Origin of the sequence: Micromonospora matsumotoense (assembly GCF_900091525.1) — a bacterium.
Classification (GTDB): Bacteria; Actinomycetota; Actinomycetes; order Mycobacteriales; family Micromonosporaceae; genus Micromonospora; species Micromonospora matsumotoensis.
On the sequence record NZ_FMCU01000007.1, the window covers coordinates 191,125 to 210,007 of the forward strand.

General features: G+C 71.7%; 14 protein-coding genes. 11 read left to right on the top strand and 3 right to left on the bottom strand.

Translation table 11 applies throughout. The annotated features are described in order from the left end of the window. Positions 1 to 32 precede the first annotated feature (32 nt). The 4 genes from GA0070216_RS16530 to GA0070216_RS16545 all read left to right on the top strand — a co-directional run bounded on the left by GA0070216_RS16530 (position 33) and on the right by GA0070216_RS16545 (position 4,142). A complete protein-coding gene (locus GA0070216_RS16530; protein ID WP_091246637.1) occupies positions 33 to 776 on the top strand; it encodes a hypothetical protein in 744 nt (247 codons plus the stop codon). Beyond that, a complete protein-coding gene (locus tag GA0070216_RS16535; protein WP_141723112.1) occupies positions 773 to 1,744 on the top strand; it encodes a peptidase in 972 nt (323 codons plus the stop codon). Before GA0070216_RS16530 ends, GA0070216_RS16535 begins: the two co-directional genes overlap by 4 nt. After that, positions 1,741 to 2,475 carry an iron-containing redox enzyme family protein gene (locus tag GA0070216_RS16540; protein ID WP_091246641.1) on the top strand — a complete coding sequence of 245 codons (735 nt, stop codon included), beginning with the start codon at positions 1,741 to 1,743 and terminating at the stop codon, positions 2,473 to 2,475. The genes GA0070216_RS16535 and GA0070216_RS16540 overlap by 4 nt, the downstream gene beginning before the upstream one ends. Positions 2,476 to 2,621: 146 nt before the next feature. Continuing rightward, positions 2,622 to 4,142, top strand: a complete 1,521-nt coding sequence (locus tag GA0070216_RS16545; protein WP_141723113.1) for a peptide ligase PGM1-related protein — start codon at positions 2,622 to 2,624, stop codon at positions 4,140 to 4,142. 44 nt (positions 4,143 to 4,186) lie between these two features. Here the strand turns inward: GA0070216_RS16545 and GA0070216_RS16550 are convergent, their stop codons facing one another. Next, a complete protein-coding gene (locus GA0070216_RS16550; protein ID WP_091246644.1) occupies positions 4,187 to 4,669 on the bottom strand; it encodes a cytidine deaminase family protein in 483 nt (160 codons plus the stop codon). Positions 4,670 to 4,994: 325 nt separating this feature from the next. Between GA0070216_RS16550 and hrpA the strand changes: the two genes are divergently transcribed. Beyond that, positions 4,995 to 9,050 carry an ATP-dependent RNA helicase HrpA gene (gene hrpA / locus GA0070216_RS16555; protein WP_091246646.1) on the top strand — a complete coding sequence of 1,352 codons (4,056 nt, stop codon included), beginning with the start codon at positions 4,995 to 4,997 and terminating at the stop codon, positions 9,048 to 9,050. Here the strand turns inward: hrpA and GA0070216_RS16560 are convergent, their stop codons facing one another. Further along, on the bottom strand, positions 9,051 to 9,989 hold the full coding sequence (locus GA0070216_RS16560) for a LysR family transcriptional regulator (protein ID WP_091246649.1): 939 nt from the start codon (positions 9,987 to 9,989) through the stop codon (positions 9,051 to 9,053). A gap of 29 nt (positions 9,990 to 10,018) precedes the next feature. On the opposite strand from GA0070216_RS16560, the gene GA0070216_RS16565 reads away from it, so the two are divergent. The 6 genes from GA0070216_RS16565 to GA0070216_RS16590 all read left to right on the top strand — a co-directional run bounded on the left by GA0070216_RS16565 (position 10,019) and on the right by GA0070216_RS16590 (position 17,306). Beyond that, a complete protein-coding gene (locus GA0070216_RS16565) occupies positions 10,019 to 10,750 on the top strand; it encodes a succinate dehydrogenase cytochrome b subunit (RefSeq protein WP_091246650.1) in 732 nt (243 codons plus the stop codon). A gap of 1 nt (position 10,751) precedes the next feature. Beyond that, positions 10,752 to 12,689 carry a fumarate reductase/succinate dehydrogenase flavoprotein subunit gene (locus GA0070216_RS16570; protein WP_091246652.1) on the top strand — a complete coding sequence of 646 codons (1,938 nt, stop codon included), beginning with the start codon at positions 10,752 to 10,754 and terminating at the stop codon, positions 12,687 to 12,689. Continuing rightward, a complete protein-coding gene (locus GA0070216_RS16575; RefSeq protein ID WP_091246654.1) occupies positions 12,686 to 13,447 on the top strand; it encodes a succinate dehydrogenase/fumarate reductase iron-sulfur subunit in 762 nt (253 codons plus the stop codon). The genes GA0070216_RS16570 and GA0070216_RS16575 overlap by 4 nt, the downstream gene beginning before the upstream one ends. Before the next feature lie 246 nt (positions 13,448 to 13,693). Next, the gene (locus tag GA0070216_RS16580; RefSeq protein ID WP_091246658.1) at positions 13,694 to 14,878 is read left to right on the top strand and encodes a zinc-dependent alcohol dehydrogenase; all 1,185 of its coding nucleotides are present in this window, start codon (positions 13,694 to 13,696) and stop codon (positions 14,876 to 14,878) included. A gap of 84 nt (positions 14,879 to 14,962) precedes the next feature. Beyond that, positions 14,963 to 15,982: a serine hydrolase gene (locus GA0070216_RS16585; protein ID WP_091246661.1), complete on the top strand. Its 1,020-nt coding sequence runs from the start codon at positions 14,963 to 14,965 to the stop codon at positions 15,980 to 15,982. Positions 15,983 to 16,160: 178 nt separating this feature from the next. Next, positions 16,161 to 17,306, top strand: coding sequence for an MBL fold metallo-hydrolase (locus GA0070216_RS16590; RefSeq protein ID WP_091246665.1), 1,146 nt, complete (start codon positions 16,161 to 16,163; stop codon positions 17,304 to 17,306). 22 nt (positions 17,307 to 17,328) lie between these two features. On the opposite strand, the gene GA0070216_RS16595 is transcribed toward GA0070216_RS16590, so the two are convergent. After that, a complete protein-coding gene (locus GA0070216_RS16595) occupies positions 17,329 to 18,840 on the bottom strand; it encodes a deoxyguanosinetriphosphate triphosphohydrolase family protein (protein WP_091246886.1) in 1,512 nt (503 codons plus the stop codon). Positions 18,841 to 18,883: the final 43 nt, after the last annotated feature.

The window sequence follows — 18,883 nt, forward strand, 5'->3', positions numbered from 1 at the left end:
AAACACCAGATCGATCGGGGGTGGAGTTTTCGATGAGTCACGTCCGGTTCCGCTACTTCGACGGGGCCGCCTCGATCCCACCGGACTTCGTCCACCGAATACGCACCGACCTGGCCCGGTCGATGCCCCGTCACCAGGTGGCCGACTACCTGACCACCAAACAGCACATCCTGCGGGAGAGCGACCACCTCGTCACAGCCGAGACGACGAACGGGTGCGTCGGTCTCATCGCCGCCACCGCACGCGACTGCGACGGCCGGCCCTTCACCTACATCGAGACCCTGCTGGTCGCCGAGGAACAGCACGGGGGCACCGTGGCCTTCGGTCTCGTCGCCCGGATGTTCCGCGAGATCACCCGGCGGCTCGGTGACTTTCCGGAACTGGTCGCCATGAAGACCTACACGCCGAAGGCGTACGCGCTGATGCACCGGTTCACCGTCCACGACGACATCCGCTGCTATCCGTCCCTGGACGGCTCCGACCCCGACCAACTGCGGCACCTCGCCGGTCGGCTGGCCGCCGAACTGTCGCCGGAATGCCGGTTCGATTCCCGCACCGGGGTCGTCGTACACGGTGGCGGCACGGTCGGAAGCGACTTCTGGCGATACCGGCCGCGCTCCGGAAACCGCAGCGTCGACGACTTCTTCGCCGCCGAGGTCGGGGAGTTCGACCGGCTGCTGTGCCTGGTGCACGCCCCGACGCCGGCCGCCAGGACGACACTCGCCACCGCACTACGCATCACCCTGACCCCGGCACCCCGACAGGAGATCGCGTGACTGACGTAACCATGTCCGCAGGTACGGCCCGGGACTGGCTGTCGGCCAGGGGATATCCCTTCACCGACAACGTCGAATTCCACCGTTCCGACGGCGAGTTCGACGGTGGCGGCCAGTTCGGCGTCGAGATCCCCGCGGTGAACTCGATGCGCGATCTGGAGATCATCGTCAAACTGCTCAACGACCAGGGGGTCCGGGTCACCCGATTCAACGAGACGTTGGGTTCCTTCCTGCTCTCGGACGCCGAACTGTCCGACATGTTCGCGCTGTGCCGGGAGAACGACCACGGCATCGTGATCAGCCTGGGCCCCCGACCGGAGTACGACACGAAGAGCGCCTTCTACCGCACCGGCTTCGGGTTGGAGATGGGCCGCCAGATCAACAACAGCGACGGCATCCGGGCCTGCGTGGCCGAGGCGCTCCGGCTCGCGGCGCTGGGCTGCCGGGGCATCACCGTCTATGACATCGGCGTGCTGCGGGTGCTCGCGGAGCTGCGCACCGACGGGCTGCTCCCGTCCGACCTGGTATTCAAGACGTCCAGCCACTGCATGCCGACGAATCCCTTCCTGGCCAGGATCTTCGCCGAGAACGGCGCCGACAGCATCACCCTGGCGCACGACCTGGGCCTGCCGATGATGCAGGAGATCCGTCGCCTCAACCCGGGGCTTCCGATGGACGTGCCCACCGACGTCTACCGCACCAAGGGCGGTTTCATCCGGTTCTACGAGCTGGCCGAGATCGTGCAGATCGCCGCGCCGGTCATGCTCAAGATGGGCGCGAGCGTCCAGGAGCACCCCTACGACCCGCCGAGCGAGACGCGGACCGCCGAGCGGGTCCGGCGCGTCGCCCGCGGGCTGGAAATGCTGGATCGTCACCTCCCCGACAAGACCACCATCACCCGCCGCAGCCGGCAGTACGCGATTCCGGCTGCGCCATCCGACGAACGACAGGGGCCGGCAGCCAGATGACCAGGAACGAGCACGCCGAGTTCAAGCAGGAGGTCGACGAGCTGCTGCGAGAGATGGTGCAGCAGTTCTACCGCGAGGTCGAGGGCGCGGATCACCTGTTCCGGGCCAAGGACATCAACCTGGCCTACTACCAGCGACACGTCATCGAGATCATTCTCCGGCTCCGGATGAAGCGGTGGATCGACGCCCTGACGATCCACTACTTCACCAAGCACAACCCGGTGCTGGCCAAGAAGTGGTGTGCGTACACCGAGGACGAGATGTTGCACGACTCGATGTTCGCCAAGGACCTGGAACGGGTCGGGGTGAGCCGGGAGGAGATCTACTCGACCGAGCCGATGTTCTCCACCAAACTGCTCCAGGGCTACTTCTACTACGGGCTCGAACACGAGGGTCGCCCGCTGGCCTCGTTGTCCAGCTCCTACTTCATCGAGAACGTCTCGTTGATGACCCAGCCGGGCTGGATCGAGAATGTCGAGCAGGTCCTCGGCGCGGGCATGGCCAAGGGGCAGCAGGCGCACGTCAATCACGACCTGGAGGACGACCACACCGACTTCGTCTGGGACGTCCTCATGACGTTCGTGCACACCGACGACGACCGGCGTCGGGTGGTGGAACACATCACCAATGTGTACCGGCTCTTCTGCGCCTTCTACACCGAGCTGTACCACCGGACCGTACTCCAGCAGGACGGCGCATTCGCGGTGGTGAAAGCGCTGACCCGTCCGTGACGGGCGAATCGCCGTCGACGGATCTGTTACCTCGGGCCGCCGGTGGCGGTGTTAGGGTCGCCCGAAGCTGACCGTCGGAGTGGGTCGGTCACGTCATCCGGTGACGTGACCGCCCCACCACGTCGTTTCCGAGGAGAATGATCGCGATGGCCGTCACCGGCAACCGTCGTGCCGTCGTGTCCGTGCAGAGCCGGGAATGCAGCCCCGAGTTGTTGGAGCGGTTGAGCGGGTCGACGCTGTTTCCCGAGCGGCCGGTCGGGGCGACGATCGTCGCGGTGGTCTGCCGGGGCGGCGGCACGCTGCTGTATGTCACCGCCCCCCGGATGGTCGACGCCGATCGACAGGTGGAGTACTTCCTCGGCCTGTTGCCCGAGGACCGGGCCGAAGATCGGGCCGAGGACCGGGCCGGCGGGTCGCCGCCCCGCCGGGAGCGGGTCGTGATCGGCAGCCTCGACGACTCCTCCCCCCGGTGGTTGAGCGACAAGCTGCTCGACCCGACGAACGCCGAAGCCACGCGGTTACGCGCCGCCGTACGCGACTTCGTCACCACCGAGCGGCAGGCCGGCGCCGAGGTCGAGTTGAGTTACTTCGAACCGTCCCGCCACCTCCAGGACTACGCCACCGCGCTGGGCCTGCCCGGCGACCAGGCGGACGCCGACCACATCCCCCTCGGCACCAAGAGCGCCGGCCGCGCCATGTTCCGGACGATCGGGATCGACGTGCCGGCGGGCACCCCGCTGTGCCACGACGTCGGCGCGCTCGCCGAGGCGGTCGCGGATCTCGTGCTGGCCGGGCGCCGCAGGCTGGTGCTCAAGCTGAGCAGCACCGCGTACGGCGCGGGGATGGGCAACGCGACCCTCGATCTGACCGACGTCACCGGCACCGACCGCGCCGGGGTGGTCCGCGCGGTGGCCGAACGCCTGCCCGGCAGCCACCTCGTCGACGGCAAGCTGAGCTGGGCGGAGTTCGCCGCCCTGATCGCCCGCGCCGGCATCGTCGCCGAGGAGTTCGTCGAGGCCGACGAGTTGCGCAGCCCCAGCTTCCAGGGTCGGGTGACCCGCGGCGGTGACGTCGAGTGCGTCTCGACGCACGACCAGGTGCTCGGCGGGGTGGGGCTGACCTACGTCGGCAGTTCGTTCCCGGCCGACGCCGCCTACCGGGCGACGGTGGTGGAGTACGGCCTGCGGGTCGGCCGGTACCTCGTGGAGCGGGGCGTCACCACCGGCGACTACGGTGTCGACTTCATCGCCGCCCGCCGGGGTGACGCGTTCCAGGTGCTCGGCTGCGAACTGAACCTCCGCGCGACGGGGACCAGGCACGGTTTCGTGATGGCCAGCCAGTTGCTCGACACCCTGCCGGACGTCGACGGCCGCCTGTTCACCGATGCCCCCGAGGGCCGCTCGGAGCGGGTCTACCAGGCGTCGGACGCCATCACCGACCCCACGTTGGTGGGGATGACCCCGGGTCGGCTGATCGACGCCGTCGAGCGGTCGCCGCTGCGCTACGACCACGTCCGGCGCACCGGCACGGTGTTGCACATGCTCAGTGCGCTGCCCCGCTACGGCAAGTTCGGGGCGGTCTGCATCGGGCGGGACGCGGTGGAGGCGGCGGAGCTGATGCGCCGGACCCGCGACCTCGCGCGCGACGCGGCGGCCCGTACCGCCTGAACGCGCCATACCCCGCGCTCCTCGGCCGCCGGAGCGCCGGAGGCTCAGTCCTCCGAGGCGGCCCGGCTGGCCGGGACCGTCGGCATCGGCCACTGTCCGGTCCGCACGATCGCCGACGCATCCAGCCGCTGGTCGGCCCAGACGTAGCTGTCCGGCAGCAGGTCGGTCACCGGCAGTTTCCGCAGCGCGTCGATCGGCCCGACGATGACCTGGATGCCCGGGTGGTAGTCGAGCAGCACCTGCCGGCACCGTCCGCACGGCGGGAGCACCCCACGCCCCCGGTCCCCCACGGCGACGATGGTCTCCAGCTCCGCTTCCCCCTGGGTGGCGGCGGCACCGAGGGCCACCAGCTCGGCGCAGGGGCCGCCGGTGAAGTGGGCGAGGTTCACCCCGGTGAACACCCGGCCGTCGGCGGTCCGGGCCGCCGCGGCGACGCTGTGGTTGTCGCTGCGGCAGCGCAGCTTGGCGACCGCCGTGGCGGCCTGGACCAGTGCGCGGTCGGTGTCCAGCATCGTCGTCGTGGTCATCCGGCAGCCCCCCGTGTCGCGTCGTCCGGCGGTCAGCGTAGCCCGGCGGCGGCCGGTTTCCCGGGCAGCGCTCCGGCGGACGTGACCGCGTCTGATCCGGCCGGCACGACGCGGCCTGCTCCACCCGGTCCCGCCGCCCGCAGCGCCACGACCTGCGCCGCAGCGGCCAGCAGGGAACCCCGCGCCCCACCCGGGCGGGCCGGCACGGAGCACCCCGACCAGGGGGCGGACCGGGCCACCGTGCGGCGGTGGGGAGCCGCGCGGCGGGCCGGGAGGGGTAACCCGGGGGCGATCCGGCGGCGGGCTGCCTATCCTTGGCGACGACATGCAGAATCCAGCCGCCTCCGATCCCGCCGCACCCACCGACGCCGTGACCGTCCGTGAGCTGCACCGCCGCCTCACCCCGCTGATGTTCCGCGACCAGCGCCGCCTCCAGCGTCGGCTGGACGGGGTCCGCAAGCTGCGCGACCCGCAGCGGCACGCCGAGGCGCTGGCCGAGGTCGCCGGGGACGTGTCCCGGGCGGAGGCCCGGCTGGCCACCCGGCGGGCCGCCGTGCCGACCATCACCTACCCGGCGCAGTTGCCGGTCAGCGAGCGCCGCGACGACATCGCCGCCGCGATCCGCGACCACCAGGTGGTGATCGTGGCCGGTGAGACCGGCTCCGGCAAGACCACCCAGCTGCCCAAGATCTGCCTGGAGCTGGGGCGGGGGATCACCGGGCTGATCGGGCACACCCAGCCCCGCCGGTTGGCCGCCCGGACGGTCGCCGACCGGATCGCCGAGGAACTCGGCACCGACCTGGGCGACGTGGTGGGTTACAAGGTGCGCTTCACCGACCAGGTGAGCGACCGCAGCCTGGTCAAGCTGATGACCGACGGCATCCTGCTGGCCGAGTTGCAGACCGACCGGATGCTGCGCCAGTACGACACGTTGATCATCGACGAGGCGCACGAGCGCAGCCTCAACATCGACTTCATCCTGGGTTACCTGCGGCAGCTGCTCCCCCGCCGCCCCGACCTCAAGGTGGTCATCACCTCGGCGACCATCGAGACCGCCCGGTTCGCCGAGCACTTCGCCGACGCCGCGGGCCGGCCCGCGCCGGTCGTCGAGGTCTCCGGGCGGACGTACCCGGTCGAGGTGCGCTACCGGCCGCTGGTCGAGGTCGACGGGGGCGACGACGACGGGGGCGACGACGAGGAGAACGTCCGCGACCAGATCCAGGCGATCGGCGACGCGGTGCAGGAGCTGGCCGCCGAGGGGCCGGGCGACATCCTGGTCTTCCTCAGCGGCGAACGGGAGATCCGGGACACCGCCGAGGCGCTGGGCAAGCTGACCCAGTCGAAACGCTCGCTGCTAGGCACCGAGATCCTGCCGCTCTACGCCCGGCTGTCGGCCGCCGAGCAGCACCGGGTCTTCGCCGCCCACCCCGGACGCCGGGTGGTGCTCGCCACGAACGTCGCGGAGACCTCGCTGACCGTGCCCGGCATCAAGTACGTGGTGGACCCGGGATCGGCCCGGATCTCCCGCTACTCCAGCCGGTTGAAGGTGCAGCGGCTGCCCATCGAGCCGGTCTCCCAGGCGTCGGCCAACCAGCGCAAGGGCCGCTGCGGCCGGACCTCCGACGGCATCTGCATCCGGCTCTACGACGAGCAGGACTTCGCCTCCCGGCCGGAGTTCACCGACCCGGAGATCCTGCGCACCAACCTGGCCTCGGTCATCCTCCAGATGACCGCGATCGGCCTCGGTGACCTCGCCGCGTTCCCGTTCATCGACCCACCGGACCGGCGCAACATCGCCGACGGGGTCAACCTGCTGCACGAGCTGGGCGCGTTGGACCCGACCGAGGCCGACCCGGACCGGCGGCTCACCCCGCTGGGCCGGCGGCTGGCCCAGCTCCCGGTCGACCCCCGGCTGGCCCGGATGGTCATCGAGGGCGAACGCAACGGCTGCGCCACCGAGGTGCTGGTGATCGCCGCCGCGCTGTCGATCCAGGACCCCCGGGAGCGGCCGGCGGAGAAGCAGGCCCAGGCCGACCAGGCGCACGCCCGGTTCGCCGACTCCGAATCCGACTTCGTGTCGTTCCTCAACCTCTGGCGTTACCTGCGTGAGCAGCAGCGGGAGCTGTCCTCCAGCGCCTTCCGCCGGATGTGCCGGGCGGAATACCTCAACTACCTGCGGGTTCGCGAGTGGCAGGACATCGTCGCCCAGTTGCGCCAGGTGCTGCGTACCCCGGAACAGGGTGACGGGCGGCGGGCCCGGCGGGGCGCGGCGCAGGCCCCGCCCGACGGTGGCCGGCGCGGCCCGGCCGCCGACCTGCCGGAGGAGATCGACACCCCGAAGGTGCACCAGTCGCTGCTGCCCGGCCTGCTGTCGCACATCGGGCTCAAGGACGCCCAGAAGCACGAGTACCTGGGCGCCCGGGGGGCGAAGTTCGCGGTCTTCCCCGGCTCGGCGCTGTTCAAGAAGCCGCCGCGCTGGGTGATGGCCGCCGAGCTGGTGGAGACCTCCCGGCTGTGGGGCCGGGTCGCCGGCCGGGTCGAGCCGGAGTGGGTGGAGCCGCTGGCCCAGCACCTGGTCAAGCGCAGCTACAGCGAGCCGCACTGGGAGAAGAAGCAGGCCGCCGTCATGGCCTACGAGAAGGTCACCCTGTACGGCGTCCCGCTGGTCACCTCCCGCAAGGTCAACTTCGGGCGGATCGACCCGGCGTTGAGCCGGGAGCTGTTCATCCGGCACGCCCTGGTCGAGGGGGACTGGCAGACCCACCACCCGTTCTGGCGGGACAACGAGAAGCTCCGCACCGAGATCGAGGAGCTGGAGAACCGGGCCCGCCGCCGGGACATCCTGGTCGACGACGAGAGCATCTTCGCCTTCTACGACCAGCGCATCCCCGCCGACGTGGTCTCCGGTCGACACTTCGACTCCTGGTGGAAGAAGGCCCGTCACGAGCAGCCCGACCTGCTCACCTTCACCCGGGAGCTGCTGGTCAACGCCGGGCGCGGCGGGGTCGACGAGGGCGACTTCCCGGACGAGTGGCAGGCCGACGGGGTGACCCTGCCGCTGACGTACACCTTCGACCCGACCGCGCCCACCGACGGCGTCACCGTCGACATCCCGCTGCCGCTGCTCAACCAGGTGCCGGCGGAGAGCTTCGACTGGCAGGTGCCGGGGCTGCGCGAGGAGCTGGTGATCGCGCTGATCCGGTCGCTGCCCAAGCCGATCCGGCGCAACTTCGTCCCGGTGCCGGACCACGCCCGCGCGGCGCTCGCCGCGATCACCCCCGGCGAGGAGCCGCTGCTGGACGCGCTCAGCCGGCAGCTGCGCCGGATGACCGGGGTGACCGTCCCCCGGGAGGCGTGGGAGCCGGCGAAGCTGCCGCCGCACCTGCGGGTGACGTTCCGGGTGATCGGTGACGCCGACAAGCCGGTCGCCGAGGGCAAGGACCTGCCGGCCCTGCAACGTCAGCTCCGCCAGGAGGTACGCCAGGTGGTGGCCGCCGCCGCCCCCGAGCTGGCCCGGACCGGGCTGACCGGGTGGAGCATCGGCACCCTGCCCCGCACCATCGAACAGGTCCGGGCCGGCTACGCGGTGACCGCCTACCCGGCGCTGGTCGACGAGGGCACCACGGTCGGGGTGAAGGTCTTCGACTCCGAGGCCGAGCAGGCCGCCGCGCACTGGGCGGGCACCCGGCGGTTGCTGCGGCTGACCGTGCCGTCACCGGCGCAGTTCCTCCAGGGGCGGCTGAGCAACGAGGCGAAGCTGGCGCTGAGCCGCAACCCGCACGGTGGGGTGCAGCAGCTCATCGCCGACGCCGCCGGGGCCGCCATCGACAAGTTGATCGCCGACGCGGGCGGGCCGGCCTGGGACGCCGACGGCTTCGCCGCGCTGCGTGACCGGGTCCGCGCCGACCTGGTCGACACGGTGGTGGAGGTGATGGGCCGGGTCCGCCAGGTGCTCGCCGCGGCGTACGCGGTGGAGCAGCGGCTCGGCGCGACCCGCAACCTGGCGGTGGTGGCCGCCCTCGCCGACCTGCGTCAGCAGCTCACCGGCCTGGTGCACGACGGTTTCGTCACCGAGACCGGCTACGCGCGCCTGCCCGACCTGCTGCGCTACCTGACCGCGATGGAGCGCCGACTGGACCGGTTGGCCGCCAACCCGCAGCGGGACAAGTCCCAGCAGGACCGGATCGCCACGGTGCAGAAGGAGTACCGGGACCTGGTGGCCGGGCTGCCCCCGGCCCGCCGTGCCTCGGCCCCGGTGCGGCAGATCCGCTGGATGATCGAGGAGCTGCGGGTGAACGTCTTCGCCCAGGCCCTGGGCACCCCGTACCCGGTCTCCGAGCAGCGCATCTACCGCGCGATGGACGACGCCGAGGCCCGCTGATCACGGCAGCGGCTCCACGCCCGGGGGCAGGTCGCTGCTGCTGGTGGCCGCGTGCACGTAGTCGAGCAGGATGCGGCGCAGTTCCCGCCCGGCGTGGGTGGGGACGACGTCGCGGCGGCGGGCCACCGCGATGGTCCGGCGCACGCCGGGCGGGGCGAGCCGGGTGACCCGGATGCCGGGGCGGCGGCTGACCACGATGCCCGGCACCAGGGCGATGCCCAGTCCGGCCTCGACGAAGCTGAGCACCGCGTCCATCTCCCCACCGTCGACCGAGAAGGTGGGCTCGAAGCCGGCCTCCCGGCACGCCTGGATGGTGGCGTCGCGCAGGTCGTAGCCCTCGCGGAACATCACCAGCGGTTGGTCACGCAGGTCGGTGATCCGCACCTCGCCGCTGACCAGCGCGGCGGGCAGCGGGTCCACCGAGGCGATCACCAGGCTCTCCCGCAGGATCGGGTCGACCCGCAGCCCGGGGTCGGCCCCCTGGGCCGGCATGATGATCAGGGCGAGGTCGAGGTCGCCGCGCAGCAGGTCCCGGACCAGGTCCTGCGAGCCGCCCTCCTCGACCCGCAGGTCGACGGCGGGGTGGGCGTCGCGGAACCGGCGCAGCACCGGCGGGGCGAGCGAGGTGGCCAGGCTGGGGGTGGCCCCCAGCCGGACCCGGCCCCGGCGCAGGCCGACCAGCTCCTGCACCTCCCGGGTGGCGGTGTCGACGTCGGCGAGTATCCGCTTGGCCAGCGGCAGCAGCACCTCACCGGCGGCGGTCAGGGTGATGTTGCCCCGTACCCGTTCGAACAGCGGGGCGCCGAGGTCGGTCTCCAGGGCGTGAACTTGCTTACTCAACGACGGCTGGGTTATGCCGACGATGTCGGCGGCTTGGGTGAAATGTCGTACTTCCGCCACCGCGACGAAGTACTTCAGCTGATGGAGCTGCATCTTCATAGCTTATGGCTATCGAGACTGCGAGGTCGATGCATTGGACGACTGATCGCAGGGCTCCTAGCGTCGGTCAGGTGGTAATCACGAAAACTCGGTCGCCCATCCGCTCGAACGTCGGCCTCAAGGCCGTCATGGCGGTGACGGGCATCCTGCTGGTGCTGTTCCTCGTCGCCCACATGCTCGGCAACCTCAAGGTGTTCACCGGCGAGACCTCGTTCGACCACTACGCCCACTGGCTACGCGACATCGGCAAGCCGCTGCTGCCGGGGGTGTGGTTCCTGTGGATCCTGCGGACCGCACTGGTGGTGGCGGTGCTCGGACACATCTGGGCGGCGACCGTGCTGGCCGTACGGGCCCGCGCCGCCCGCCCGGTGCGCTACGCCCACCGCAAGAAGGTCCAGGGCAGCTACGCCGCCCGCACCATGCGCTGGGGCGGAGTGATCATCCTGCTCTTCGTGATCTACCACCTCCTGGACCTGACCACCGGCACCCTGAACCCGGTCGGCGACGCCAGCAACCCGTACGGCAACGTGGTCGCCGACTTCGCCCCGCAGCGCTGGTACGTGACGCTCTTCTACACCCTGGCGATCGTCGCCGTCGGCTTCCACCTGCGGCACGGCGTGTTCAGCGCGTTGCGCAGTCTCGGTCAGCAGACCCCCCGGGGTGAGCGCCGGGCCCGTACCGCCGCGCTGGTCTTCGCCGTGGTGCTCTGCGTCGGCTACCTGGTGGTTCCGTTCGCCGTACTCACCGGATTGGTGTCCTGACATGGAACTCTTCACCGAGGGCGAGCCGCTCGCCGACCCGAAGGCTCCCGACGGCCCGGTCGAGAAGCGCTGGGAGACCCGCCGCTTCGAGGCCAAGCTGGTCAACCCGGCGAACCGGCGCAAGATGACGGTGATCGTGGTGGGCACCGGCCTGGCCGGTGGCTCCGCCGCCGCCACCCTCGCCGAGCAGGGCTACCGGGTCCGCAGCTACTGCTACCAGGACAGCCCGCGCCGGGCGCACTCGATCGCCGCGCAGGGGGGCATCAACGCCGCCAAGAACTACCGCAACGACGGCGACTCGGTGCACCGGCTCTTCTACGACACCGTCAAGGGCGGCGACTTCCGCTCCCGCGAATCGAACGTGCACCGGCTCGCCGAGGTGTCGGTCAACATCATCGACCAGTGCGTCGCCCAGGGCGTCCCGTTCGCCCGCGAGTACGGCGGACTGCTGGACACCCGCTCCTTCGGCGGCGCGCAGGTGCAGCGCACCTTCTACGCCCGGGGGCAGACCGGCCAGCAGTTGCTGCTCGGCGCGTACCAGGCCCTGGAGCGGCAGATCGGCCTGGGCAACGTGGAGATGCACACCCGGCACGAGATGCTGGAGCTGGTCGTCGTGGACGGCCACGCCCGGGGCATCGTGGTCCGGGACATGGTCACCGGTGAGATCAGCACCGAGATGGCCGACGCGGTGGTGCTCGCCTCCGGCGGCTACGGCAACGTCTTCTACCTCTCCACCAACGCCAAGGGCTGCAACGTCACCGCCAGCTGGCGGGCGCACCGCAAGGGCGCGTACTTCGCCAACCCCTGCTACACCCAGATCCACCCGACCTGCATCCCGGTCTCCGGCGACCACCAGTCCAAGCTGACCCTGATGAGCGAGTCGTTGCGCAACGACGGCCGGGTCTGGGTGCCGCAGCACCAGGACGACGACCGCGCCCCCCGGGACATTCCCGAGGACGAGCGGGACTACTACCTGGAGCGGATCTACCCCTCCTTCGGCAACCTGGTCCCCCGGGACATCGCCTCCCGGGCCGCCAAGAACGTCTGCGACGAGGGGCGGGGCGTCGGCCCGACCAAACTCGGGGTCTACCTCGACTTCGCCGACGCGATCGACCGGCTCGGCCGCAAGGCCATCGAGGCCAAGTACGGCAACCTGTTCGAGATGTACGAGCGGATCACCGGCGAGGACCCGTACCAGGTGCCGATGCGGATCTATCCGGCCGTGCACTACACGATGGGCGGGCTCTGGGTCGACTACGACCTCCAGTCGACCATCCCCGGCCTGTTCGTGATCGGCGAGGCGAACTTCTCCGACCACGGCGCGAACCGGCTCGGCGCGTCGGCGCTGATGCAGGGCCTGGCCGACGGGTACTTCGTGCTGCCCACCACCATCGCCCACTACCTGGCGTCCGGGCCCCGGGAGAAGGTCGACGCCAGCCACCCGGCGGCGGTGCAGGCCCGGCGCGAGGTGGAGGACCGGATCGCCCGGCTGCTGGCCGTCGACGGCGACCGGACGGTGGACTCGTTCCACCGGGAGCTGGGCCAGATCATGTGGGAGCACTGCGGGATGGAGCGCTCCGAGGCCGGCCTGCGCAAGGCCATCGACGAGATCCGGGCGCTGCGCGAGCAGTTCTGGCAGCGGGTCCGGGTGCCGGGCGACGGCGAGGGGCTCAACCAGTCGTTGGAGAAGGCCGGCCGGGTCGCCGACTTCTTCGAGCTGGCCGAGCTGATGTGTGTTGACGCCCTGCACCGTGAGGAGTCCTGCGGCGGCCACTTCCGGGCCGAGCACCAGACCCCCGATGGTGAGGCGCAGCGCGACGACGACCGGTTCGCCTACGTGGCGGCCTGGGAGTACACCGGCACCGGTGAGCCGGCCGTGCTGCACAAGGAAGACCTGACCTTCGAGTACGTCCACCCCACGCAGCGGAGCTACAAGTGAACCTGACCCTGCGCATCTGGCGTCAGTCCGGCCCCCAGGACAAGGGGCGGATGGTGACCTACCCGGTCGACGACGTCTCCCCCGACATGTCGTTCCTGGAGATGCTCGACGTGCTCAACGAGCGACTGATCCTCGCCGGGGAGGAACCGGTCGCGTTCGACCACGACTGCCGCGAGGGCATCTGCGGCATGTGCGGCCTGATGATCAACGGGGACGCGCACGGCCCCCAACGCGGCACCACCGCCTGCCAGCTGCACATGCGGCAGTTCAAAGACGGCGAGACGATCGACATCGAGCCGTGGCGGGCCCGCGCCTTCCCGGTGATCAAGGACCTGGTGGTCAACCGGAACGCCTTCGACAAGATCATCGCGGCCGGTGGCTACATCACCGCGCCGACCGGCAGCGCCCCCGAGGCGCACGCCGCCCCGGTGGCCAAGGCCAACGCCGACGCCGCCTTCGAGTCCGCCGCCTGCATCGGCTGCGGCGCCTGCGTGGCGGCCTGCCCGAACGGCTCCGGGATGCTCTTCACCGCCGCCAAGGTCACCCAGCTCTCGCTGCTGCCACAGGGCCAGCCGGAGCGCTACACCCGGGTGATCGGCATGGTCGACGCGCACGACGAGGCCGGCTTCGGCGGCTGCACCAACGCCGGCGAGTGCACGGCGGTCTGCCCCAAGGGCATCCCGCTGAACACCATCGGCCGGCTCAACCGGGACTACCTCACCGCCACCGCCAAGCGCGGCGACACCCCCGGCTCCTGACCCCCCCGCTCCACCACGACCGCCGCACCCCGACCCCGGGGATGCGGCGGTCGCCGTCTTCCCCCGGCGCGGCGGTCGCCGTCTTCCCCCTGACGCGCGGCCGGTCTCTTCCCCCTGACGCGCGGTCGCCGTCTTCCCCCTGGGTGTGCGGCGGGCGGTCCGGCGCGGGCAACGCGTACGCCGCCGGTTCAAGCGCCCCTGCCGGGGTAGCAGACCCGTCGACGGCACCGAGAGGGGACATCAGCGATGAAGGCACTGACCTGGCACGGCAAGCGCGACGTCCGGGTGGACGAGGTCCCGGACCCCCGGATCGAAGCGCCGACGGACGCGATCGTCCGGATCACCTCAACTGCGATCTGCGGCTCCGACCTGCACCTGTACGAGGTGCTCGGGCCGTACCTGAAGCCCGGTGACATCCTCGGGCACGAGCCGATGGGCATCGTCGAGGAGGTCGGCTCCGGGGTGACCCGGCTCAAGCCCGGCGACCGGGTGGTCGTCCCGTTCAACATCGCCTGCGGGCACTGCTGGATGTGCGAACGGCAGCTCTTCGCCCAGTGCGAGACGACCCAGGTGACCGCCGAGGGCAAGGGCGCGTCGCTGTTCGGCTACACCTCGCTCTACGGTGCGGTCCCCGGCGGCCAGGCCGAGTACCTGCGGGTCCCGCAGGCCCAGTTCGGCCCGATCACCATCCCGCAGACCGGCGCCGACGAGCGCTACCTCTATCTCAGCGACATCCTGCCCACCGCCTGGCAGGCGGTGAAGTACGCCGACACCCCGCCCGGTGGCACCCTGGCCGTGTTCGGGCTCGGCCCGGTCGGGCAGTTCTGCGCCCGGATCGGCCGGCACCTCGGGGCGGGCCGGGTGATCGGCCTGGACCTGGTGCCCGAGCGGCTGGAGATGGCCCGTCGGCACGGCATCGAGACGCTCGACGTCAGCCAGCTCGACGACGTCCCCGGCGCGCTGGTCGACCTGGTCGACGGGCGCGGCCCGGACGCGGTGATCGACGCGGTCGGGATGGAGGCGCACGGCTCCACCAGCGGCAAGCTGGCCCAGCACGCCGCCGGGCTGCTGCCGGACAAGCTGGCCGAGAAAGTGATCGACAAGGCCGGTGTGGACCGGTTGACCGTGCTGAAGGCCGCCCTCAAGGCGGTGCGGCGCGGCGGCACCGTCTCGATCTCCGGGGTCTACGGCGGTGAGGTGGACCCGATGCCGCTGATGGAGATGTTCGACCGGGGAATCCAACTACGGATGGGCCAGTGCCACGTGCGGCGGTGGACCGACGAGATCCTGCCGCTGCTGTCCGGCGACGACGACCCGCTGGGCGTGGAGGACCTGCGGACCCACCGGATGCCGCTGGTCGACGCGCCGAAGGCGTACGAGATGTTCCAGAAGAAGGAGGACGGCTGCGTCAAGGTCGTGCTCGCTCCGTGAGTCGGGTGGGTGCCCCACGGACAGGTCCGCTCACCTAGAGTGGTGACCCGGAGACGGCACCGGGTATCGCTCGACGGGAGAGACGTGACCAGCAGGGTGAACCGCAGGACCGCGCTGGGACTCGGCACGGCGGCCACGGCCGGGGCGGTGCTCGGCGGCGCACCGGCACCGGCCGCCGCCCGCCCCGGCAAGTCCGCTGCCGCCGCCGCGAGCCCCGAACTCGTCGCCCCGAGGATCGCCGCGGCCTTCCAGCGGGAGAAGGCGCTGACCGGGGGCAACTGGCAGGTCCACCTCAGCCTGGAGAACGGTGCCACCCCGTTGGTCGCGGTGTCCGAGTCCGCCGACCGGCGGGTCGAGGCGTACAGCGTCAACAAGATCGCGGTGGCCGTCGCGGTGCTCGACAGGATCGACCGGGGGCTGCTCACCCTCGACCAGCGGGTCGAGGTGGCCGCCTCGACCGTGGTGCCCGGCGGGGACGGCATCTTCGTCCTGGACACCGCCTACCCCAGTGCGGTGACCGTGGGGCACGTGCTGGCCAACCTGCTCACCGTCTCCGACGACACCGCCTCGCGGCTCTGCGGCCTGGTCTGCCCCGCCGCCGAGATCAACCGCACCCTGGTCGCCAAGGGTTTCCCCAACACCCAGGTGCAGCCGCTGTCCGAACCCCACCGCTTCTATCTCGGCACCAGCACCGCCCGGGAGATGCACGCGCTGCTGCGCGCCCTGGTCGCCGGCACGCTGCTCTCGCCGTCGTCGACCGCCCTCGTACTCAAGCTGCTGCGCGCCCCGGTCGCCTTCACCGACGGCATCCGGCGCACCATGTCCTCGGCGGAACGGGCCCGGGTGGCCACCAAGGCGGGCTGGTTCGTCGACGCCCGGCACGAGGCCGGTGTGGTGTTCGACACCACCGGGGCGGCCGTGCTGACCTATGTGCTCTTCGCTGACGGCCAGGCCGACCGGGACAACTTCGGCGCCACCCACCCGGTGGTGCAGGCCCGGGCCCGACTCGGCCGGTTCTTCCTGGACGCCACCGCGCAGCTCAGGGGCACCGCCGACGCGCCCCGGCACCGGGTGGCCCGGCAGCGGCCCAGCAACGGCGGCTGACCACCCCGACGTCCACCCCTCCCCCCGCCCGACGACCGGGCCGGTCACCCCGACCGGGACCGGCCCCCGCCGCCGCCCTCCGTCCGCCCCGCAGCCGGACGGACCGTGCGGCGGCGTGGGCGCAACGGGCCGGTGATGGCTACCGTGTACTGCGGGGACACCGGCGAGGGGGACACGGATGCGGCAACCAGCGGAACGCACGGTCGAGCGGACGCGCGGCGGACGACTGTGGCAGGTGGCGGGGTTGGCCGCGATCGCCGGCCTGGCCTGGACGGCGCGGGACGTGCCCGCGGCGCTGGGCGGCCGACTGACCGGCGCACGTGCGCAACGGGCCGCCCGCTCGGCGCAGTTCCGCGACGGGACCTTCCACAACCGGGTCGCCATCCGCACCATGCCCGGCGGCGACTCCGGCCGCAACCTGCTCCGGGAGCTGCTCTTCGGCCAGCAGCGTCGCCGCCCCACCGCCCCGGTCCCGCTGGTGCGGCCCGCCCCGGCCCCGACGACCGACGTCGACCGGGAGCTGAACATCGTCTGGTACGGCCACGCCTCGACGCTGATCGAGATCGAGGGGCACCGGGTCCTGATCGACCCGGTGTGGAGCGACCGCTGTTCGCCGTCTGCGGCGGTGGGCCCGAAGCGGCTGCACGAGCCGCCGGTACGCCTCGACGAGGTGCCCGCCGTCGACGCGATCCTGATCTCCCACGACCACTACGACCACCTCGACATGGCCACCGTCCGGGAGCTGGCCCGCCGGCAGTCGGCGCCGTTCCTGGTGCCGCTCGGCGTCGGCGCGCACCTCGACCGGTGGGGGGTGCCGGCCGACCGGATCATCGAGCTGGACTGGTCGCAGGGGCACCGGGTCGGCGGCCTGGAGATCACCGCCACCGCCGCCCAGCACTTCTCCGGCCGGGGGCTGCGGCGGGACGGCACGCTGTGGAGTTCGTGGGTGGTCGCCGGGGCGCACCGGAAGGTCTTCTACACCGGCGACTCGGGCTACTTCGACGGGTACGCCGAGATCGGTGCCACGCACGGGCCGTTCGACGCGACGCTGATGCAGATCGGCGCGTACGACCGGGCCTGGCCGGGCATCCACATGTTCCCGGAGGAGGCGGTCGCCGCCCACCTCGACCTGCGCGGTGACCTTCTCGTCCCGGTGCACTGGGCGACGTTCAACCTGGCCCTGCACGACTGGTCCGAGCCGGTGGACCGGCTCTGGGCCGAGGCCAAGGCGCGCGGCGTGCGGCTGGCGGTGCCCCGTCCCGGCGAGCGGGTGGTGGCCGACGACCCGCCGGCGGTCGACGGCTGGTGGCAGACGATCGCCTGACCGGCGGCCCCCGGGTTGCCGCTCACAGCACGAAGGCGTCGGTCCACAGCGCCCCGGAGCGGCCGGACAGGACGTCCAGCATCGCCACCGCCTGACCGTCGGTGAGCTGGGCGACGAAGTCGACGATGGCCCGGCCCCGGGCCCGCCCGATCCGGTCCGGGGTACGCGGGTGCAGCTCCGCCTCGGCCAGCTCCACCAGGTCGGGCAGCCGGCGGGGCAGCCGCGACTCCTCCTCGGGGTCGAGCAGCCACTGCCAGAGCGCGTCGACCAGGGTGTCCAGCAGTCGGGCCTGACCCCGCTGGTGCAGGGCCAGGTCGGGGCGGGCCAGCACGAAGCGGTGGTGGACGAACTTGAGCACCTGCACCTCGTGCCACTGCGCCTGGGCCAGCAACACGTGGCCGGAGCGTACGTGCGGGGAAGCGGTCACCGTGATCGCGTCGACCAGCCGGGTGGTCCACCGGGCCGAGAACCGGGCCACGTACTGCTCCGCCTCGATCGAACCGTCGAAGGGCAGCGCCAATAGCCCGTCCACCAACTCCTCACGGACGTGCTCGACGGCGGCGGCGAACGCGTCGTCGTCGGCGATCCAGGCGTCCTTGCGGTGCAGCTGCCGGCGCAGCGCCTCGATCGCCGAGCCGGGACGGCGGGCGGCACCGGCCAACGCCGGGTCGGTGACCGCGCGCAGGTGCCCGCCCTCGCGCTGCCAGGCCATCAGCTCGGCGGCGACGGCGCCCTGCTGGAGCACCCCCACCCGATAGAAGTCCTCCACGTCGTGGATGGCGTACGCGATGTCGTCGGCGGTGTCCATCACCGACGCCTCGACGGTCTGCTGCCACTCGGCGATCCGCCCGGCGAACGGCGCGCGGGCCTGCCGCAGGTCGGCGAGCTCGGTACCGTACGCGCCGAACTTCACCGAGCCGCTGTCCGGGTCGTCCGGCGGGGCGGCGGCACCACGGGGGGCGGGACGCAGGTGCCGGGGGTGCGGGTCGGGGTGGTCCAGCCGGGTCCACGGGTATTTCAGCATCGCCGCCCGGACGGCGGCGGTCAGGTCGAGACCGGTGGTGGCGGCCCCCCGGATCTCGGTGCTGGTGACGATCCGGTACGACTGGGCGTTGCCCTCGAACCCGTCGGCCAGCCCCAGCCGCTGCCGGGCCAGCCGGTCCAGCACCCGCTCCCCCAGGTGCCCGAACGGCGGGTGACCGAGGTCGTGGGCGAGGGCGGCGGCCTCCACCACGTCCGGGTCGCAGCCGCCCAGCTTGTCCAGCAGGTCCCGCTGGGTCGGATCGGCGGTCAACCGCTCGGCGATCGCCCTGGCCACCTGGGCCACCTTGAGACTGTGGGTGAGCCGGTTGTGCACCAGCAGCCCGGAGCCGACCGGGCTGATCACCTGGGTCACCCCGCCGAGCCGGGCGAAGAAGGGTGAGGCGACGATCCGGTCCCGGTCGGCCCGGAACGGGCTCGCGGCGAGGTCACCGAGGGCTCGGGCGCTGCCGCCGAAGAGCCGGCGGGCACGCCGATCCGCAGGTTGTTCCATGATCGCCACGCTAGCGCAGCGGACCGACCGGCCGCGGCGGCTC